6 protein-coding genes are annotated in these 6,298 nt (G+C 63.5%); 3 read left to right on the forward strand and 3 right to left on the reverse strand.

The window, feature by feature from the left end; translation table 11 throughout:
* Positions 1-84: 84 nt before the first annotated feature.
* A complete protein-coding gene (locus AC1ROW_RS20325) occupies positions 85-483 on the forward strand; it encodes a hypothetical protein (RefSeq protein WP_493021265.1) in 399 nt (132 codons plus the stop codon).
* Between the two features lie 14 nt (positions 484-497).
* Here AC1ROW_RS20325 and AC1ROW_RS20330 read toward each other — a convergent pair whose 3' ends face one another.
* On the reverse strand, positions 498-3,230 hold the full coding sequence (locus AC1ROW_RS20330) for an AAA family ATPase (protein WP_493021267.1): 2,733 nt from the start codon (positions 3,228-3,230) through the stop codon (positions 498-500).
* Between the two features lie 362 nt (positions 3,231-3,592).
* On the reverse strand, positions 3,593-3,904 hold the full coding sequence (locus AC1ROW_RS20335) for a hypothetical protein (RefSeq protein ID WP_493021269.1): 312 nt from the start codon (positions 3,902-3,904) through the stop codon (positions 3,593-3,595).
* Positions 3,905-4,480: 576 nt separating this feature from the next.
* On the opposite strand from AC1ROW_RS20335, the gene AC1ROW_RS20340 reads away from it, so the two are divergent.
* On the forward strand, positions 4,481-5,245 hold the full coding sequence (locus AC1ROW_RS20340) for a hypothetical protein (RefSeq protein WP_493021271.1): 765 nt from the start codon (positions 4,481-4,483) through the stop codon (positions 5,243-5,245).
* Positions 5,246-5,443: 198 nt separating this feature from the next.
* On the forward strand, positions 5,444-5,740 hold the full coding sequence (locus tag AC1ROW_RS20345; protein WP_493021272.1) for a DUF7882 family protein: 297 nt from the start codon (positions 5,444-5,446) through the stop codon (positions 5,738-5,740).
* A gap of 103 nt (positions 5,741-5,843) precedes the next feature.
* Here AC1ROW_RS20345 and AC1ROW_RS20350 read toward each other — a convergent pair whose 3' ends face one another.
* Positions 5,844-6,053: a hypothetical protein gene (locus AC1ROW_RS20350; protein ID WP_493021274.1), complete on the reverse strand. Its 210-nt coding sequence runs from the start codon at positions 6,051-6,053 to the stop codon at positions 5,844-5,846.
* Between the last annotated feature and the right edge of the window lie 245 nt (positions 6,054-6,298).

A 6,298-nucleotide genomic window follows, 5' to 3' on the forward strand; every position in this document is an offset into this window, starting at 1 on the left:
CAGGCTACGCGCGAGCGCCGACATCCAGTCTTCCAACGACGGACCACACGTGGCGGGGACGGCAGTCTCGGGCAGACTGGTTTTGTGGAACGGCAACCTCCGGAGCCGAAGCCTCGCGGAGCTTCGGACGATGAAGCAATCGAACTGTGCCGCCAGTGGATGATCTACCTCGGCGCGACAGACGCTGTCGTGGCAGCGGGTGAATCGAGCCAGGTCTGCGATCTGTATGGGTCCCGCTACCTCGGCTGGGTCGAAAACGGGCGAGGCAACGTTGGATTGGAACTCGTGGAGCGTGCGGCGTCGCTCTCCATTACTGACGGACGTCGAGGTCTGCTCTTTGTTCGGCGGGGCGTTCTTCCCGAAGCAGTCGATCGTTGCGATCAGCTCGGTATTGCCATCTTCGGGTTCGACCCACGAGGGGGCACTTTGGACGGGGTCAATCTCGTCGGCCGGCAACTGTGGGCTACGGGTCTGGCCGGGTAGAGCCTTCAGGGCGATCATTCCAGGCCAACTGAGGCAGCGGGCCGTTGGGGTGCCGTGACGATGGGTGCCGCCGAAGATTGTGCGGCCCGCCGGAGTTCCGTGCGGGCTGCCGCTCGAGACATCTCCATCGTTTCTTCCACGCTCTTGCGTTGCATCATTTCGACCAGCTCGGACTTCGCCGAATCTTTCGTGGGGGCAACGAGTACGACGGCATTCTGTTGCTTACCGCGCGTGAGGCCGACGTAGAGGCCCGCAGCGTCCACTCCGGGACCGACAAGCGAACGGTCGGTCGTCTCGCCCTGAACTCCGTAGACGGTTGTGGCGTAGGCGAGGTGGATGTGCGATTCCGCGTAGGAGAGGGTGACCCTCCTGAGGTCGGTCGTGTCGGTGCTTGCGGCGAGTATAACGTGGTCTTTGCCGACGGTTTTCACGATCCAGTTTTGACGGTTCTGCACGTCGGCGACCGAGTCATTGCGTCGAGTCTGGACGACGTCGCCAACAAAGATCGTCTGGCCTGATTGCCCGACAATCGCCCTGTCCGCAGAGACAGCGCCCGATGCTATTCGCCGGGCTTGGATCGCTTCGCTGATCTCCTGAGCTTCGACGTGCGTCGCTGTGACCAGGGAGATCGACTCACGATGCTGGATCGCGTTGAACCAACCTTCGACCATTGCTTCGCGGGCGGCGGCGTCGCCATCGGCCAACACAACATGATCAGTTCGGATGATGTCGGCGGCCACATCATGCATGGCCGTTTGGTCCACGGGATCGCGTAGACGAAGGGAGATCTCTGCCCACGCGGGATCCTCGAATCGGTGGGTAGTCGTGAGTTCCACGCGCCGTGATGACCGGCGCCAGAAGAGCGCCATCGCGCCAGAGTGCCCGACAGGCAAGGCTTGCTGCTCATCACCGACGAGCGCAACGCCTGCGCCAGTGGTGTGCGCCACGTCAAGAAGTGCTGACGCCGCCTCGAGGTCCAGCATGCCGGCCTCATCCACGACGATGCGATCCCCCGGAGTGATGTTGGTCCTGGGGCCGCGATAGCTGTAGCCCGAGGCCGGGTCAACCTCGCCGACCGAGAGCCGCCGCCACTCAGTTGCGCCAGAAGCGGCAGTCGCCCAGCGCCATCCGTAGTCATGCAGAAGCTGGTGGAGGGACGACGATGAACTCATCGTCTCGCGTCCGGCTACAGCGGAAGCCTTCTTGGTCGGCGCCACGATGATCATCTTGTGACCGCGCAGCCGCAGAGCAGCGCCCGCGACTTTGAGCATCGTGGTCTTTCCTGTGCCGGCCGGGCCGGAGATGACGACGTTGCGGGATGTGCCACCGATTGCGGCCGCGCCCGCGAGCTGGCCGTCGTCGAGCGGCCGATCGGGTTCAATCGCGCGAGCGATCGCAGCGACCTCGCTTGTGTCGAGGATCTGTCCGGGTGCGGAGAACGCGTCGACCTTTTGGGCGAGGGTGGCTTTCAGGGTGGCGGTGGAGACCGCCATCAGGTGCTTGACGTGCTTCGGGGCGTCCGGCTCCGAGATCAGTGTCACCGTGTGCGAATTCGCTACAACTTGGTCAGCGAGCGTCGTGAGCGCGTCTCGGTCGGCGATAACGCCGGTGGCGGCGATGGCGCGGAGTGCGCCGGCCCGGACGTCCATCATGCTGAAGCGGCCACCGCTGCCGGTCGAGCGGGCGTCCGCGTCGACAACAGCCTTGGCTGCCAGCAACTCAAGGTCGAGATCCTCGACGGCGATAGAAGGCAGCGACGCAGGAGAACGCTGCATGGCGAGTGCAGGGTCGGCGGTATGCAGTTCTTCCCGGACGAGCTCGGCCCAGTCATCTTCGTCAAGCTTGCCTGGCTTGTTGGGTCGGCCGACCGCCCACGCCCAGTGGTCGATCTGGTTCACCACATCGTGGGAGGGCTCCTGGCCAGTGTGCTGCTGCCGCCACCATGCCGTGCGGGCGAGCTTGTTCGCTTCGATCTGCGCGGAGCGCTTCGACAGTGGTCGCACCAGGTGCTGCAGCTGGGCGATCTCCCCATCCTCGTTGAGTGTGAACCCCTTGGCGGCGAGAGCACTGATCCACGTGGGGTCGGTGCGGGAGGCGAGGTCGCCTTCGGCGTTGATCACGTTCTGGAACCGCAACGCCACCCGGGTATCAATGTTGGACCATTTGCCGTCCAGCCCTTGGACTTTCACATTCAGCCAGAAGTGGCGGTGCTTGTGCGGATCCAACGATCGGGAGCGTTCGTGGCGGAGCTCGACGACCTCGATCCGGGCGAGGTCTTCGCGGATGGCGCCGCCTTTGCCGCGGCGGGCGTTGAGCTCCGCCTGCCACAGCTTGACGATCCGGTCCCGCAACCGGTCTTGGAGGTCTTCGTACGCGGCGGCCAGGTCGGGGTCGAGCATGGCGGCGATGGAAAACGACTTCGGCGCGTTGATCGTCGCATCCAAAATCAGATCAGCCACCGGCGACTCGAGATCCCGGCCTCGCCGTTCCCCGGTGAGCGGGTCGAGTCCGTCAACCCAGGCTTTGAGCTGGTCGCGAGTGAGGAGGTCGTCGCGGATGGCACCGTTCTGAACGATGTACCGGGTCATCACGGCGTCGGCGTAGCCAGCGGCAGCGATAACCCCGTCAGCGGTTTTGGCGGTGAGTGTGGCGTCGCAGACACCGCTGAACGCGTAGTTGACGGCTTGCTTGACCCCGTGAGAGGCCTGTCCTCGCTTCCATCTGGCTACTCCACCTCGCACCTGCATTCACCCCCCTTTGCTGTCCGAAACTGGGCAGTCTTGTCCTTTCGAATAAAAACTCCTTCTACTTAGAACTTCCGGTTCCAAGGTCGTTTTGGCGCGCAAATGGCCCGAATGTCCGAAACCCGCTAGAAAATCATTGAAATCGAACCATTTCTCCGGCTTAAGCCGTGCCGGGGACCGCAGGGTCATCGTCCGCCTGACCACCGACGCGAACGCGAACCGGTGGCGACACAGCCTCTTCGATAGCAAGGCAGAAGAGGTCAGGTCCGGGCGTAGCCGCCGCGCGACTGGGCAGTGCAGCAGGCGCCAGGAAAACCAACGGCAAGGTGCGCCGCGGTGCTGTCCCGAAACGAATGCCCTCATACCTACACGTTGTGTCTCGAAGGCCGTTTTGACGCGCAAATCCGAAAATCGTCGGGATCTCTTTCGCGATTGGCCTCGGAACGAGCGAGGTTGACGAAGGGTGCACATGCGGCCTCGGCGGTGAGCGCGGCGAGCCAGCCGATCGGGGTGTCCGGGTCGGCGGCGATCGCCCAACCATCCATCACGTAGGTGCTGACGGTCTCCAGGCACTCCTGCTTCTCCGCGGTAGTCGGGTCGGAGGATCCTTCAATGCCGATAAGTCCGCCTTGCAGTTCCGGTGCCATGTTGCTTGTCTCGATGATGAATACCCGCATCCCACTCACTCCCTCGTTGAATCGATCGTTCTTCTGGCCGTTCCGGCACGAAGATCGAGAGCGGGTGAAGGCAGCGCAGTGCCCGGAGGGAGTGGTTGCTAAGCGCAGGGAGCGCAGCGAGTGGAGTCTGCAAAAAGTGAGTGGAGGGAACGGAGCTGGTGGAGGCCGCTATGCTCGGCTGCCGAATCGGAGAGAAGACCCTGTGAAGCAGCACGCCGGAGGCGTCCCCCAGCTCAGGCACGGGTCGGATTCGAGATGACTTGGCGTCAACGATCACACCCGTCGTTCGTGACCGCAGTTGAAGGCTTGACCAGTTCGGGGCTCCCCTGACGCGTGGAAACGATCACAGTGTCATGGGGAGCGGCCCCGAGTAGTCCACAAAGTGAGTGGTGATCACCTCTTGCCGTTGCGGAAACCGGGGGTGTAGCTTCGGCGCCAACGCGCGCCAGCTGGGGGACTGACGAGCGGACGGGGGTCCGCACGCTGGGGTTGAACTCCCGGTTCAATAATCGCTATCACCGTCGATGCGATCCGGCACGCCGGTTATCCCAGCCCGTCATCACGGAAGGGATGACCATGAAGAAGACAACTCTGACGCGGATACTCATCGCGCTCGTCGCAGCGAGCGTCGTCGGCATCGCAGGCGCACCAGCCGCGAACGCAGCCTCCGCTGCGGCCACTGGCTCGTGCACTGGCGGCGCTGTCTCGGGAACGTTCAAGAACCTGATCATCACCGGCCAATGCGCCGTGCCGCAGGGCGCGACCCTCAACGTCACCGGCAACCTCACCGTGAATCCGGGCGCTGCTCTGGACGCCCAGACCAACTCCTCCACGGTCACTGTCCGCGGCAACGTCACAGCGTGGAGCCGATCCTTGCTCGGACTCGGCTGCCAGTCACCGGAGTCCGTCGGCAACACCGCCCACCCATGCGCCGACGGCGGCAACTCGGTCGTGACCATCGGCGGAAACATGACCGCCATCGGCGCGACGGGAGTCCTCCTCAACGGCATCACGGTGAAGGGCAACGTCACTATCGCCGGCGGCGGCGCGGACTTCCCCTGGTCGATCAAGAACAACACCATCGGCGGAAACATCACGATGGGCGGCCAGAAAACGAACTGGATCGGCGTCCTGTTCAACAAGATCGGGTCCAACGCCACCTTCGCCGGCATCACCATCACCGACACCGACCCCGGCGGCAACGGCATGTACATCGGCCACAACACCATCGGACGCAACCTGATCTGCTTCGGCATCACCCCGAAGGTCTCACCCGGATTCGGCCCCGTGCCAAACACGGTAGGTGGCAAAGCGATTGGACAGTGCGCCGCACTGGTCTAACCAGGTTGACGGGCGCCGTAGCCGATCGGAGAACGGAAGCCGCGCGAGTCAACCCGCTGAAGAACATGCCCGGCTCGCTCTTAAACGCCCTTGGACCTCGTGAGAGCACCGTCTCGACTCTGAGGCGGTGGTCTCGCCCACCAGCGAGACGCTAGCCGAGAGACCACATCACCGCCGAGCCACGGCTAGGCTTCTCGAATGGGCACGCTCGTCTACTCCGGATCCACGGAGATCAGCTTCGACGATCGCACCCTCGCGCATCTGCAGATCGTTATCGGCACCAAACTCAGGCGCAAGGAAGGCTTCTTCTTCTCCTGGGACGAGGGTCCCGACGCCGGCGGCAGCCGGTGCGTAATCTGGATGGACCCTTCGATCCCCTTGATGTTCCGCTACAGGCACACGCAGGCAACCTCGATCAACCGGGCATGGCTGGAGCAGCTAACCGTCTCCTCCAACAGCTCAGGAGGGCTGCACCTGACCGATGAGCCTCGGTAGTCACGGGGTGGCCACGCCGAGGCGTCGGTCCTTATAGTCCATGGAGGGTCGGCTCGGGCCGGGACCTCGCTCGGGTCGACTCCTCGCTCGAGTCGGCTCGCTGTTACATCCGCGGTGTAAAGCCACGTGAAAAGTAGACGGGGCGGCCGTGCTCCCAGCCAGCCAGATCGAACTCCTCCAGCCAGTCGTCGTCGACGCTTAGCCGGAGAACTTCTGGAAAGGTCCGTTCCGCGCGCAGCAACTCGATTGCGCTGTCACCCTCCGGGCGTCTGAGGACACCCTCGTCCCAGTCCCGAAACAGCGCCTCTTCCATAGCGCGAACACTACGCCCCTCACGCTGGCATCCGCGGTCCTCGAACACGCCGCCCGACGGAGACGGCGGTAACCAACAAGGACCCTTTGCGCACGCATAAACCCGCCAACTGTTACCGATGTCTTGGGGCAGCTTCGTCACCCTTGGCTGTGGCGTTGCAAGGTCCCTTGGTGGCGTCCCGTTGAGTGGTGGAGTTTCTCGACACCGTGCGGGATCAGCTGTTGGTGATTATGCCGCAGTGAGTT

The sequence above is a fragment of the Leifsonia sp. GW821-FHT13C09 genome (assembly GCF_058806435.1).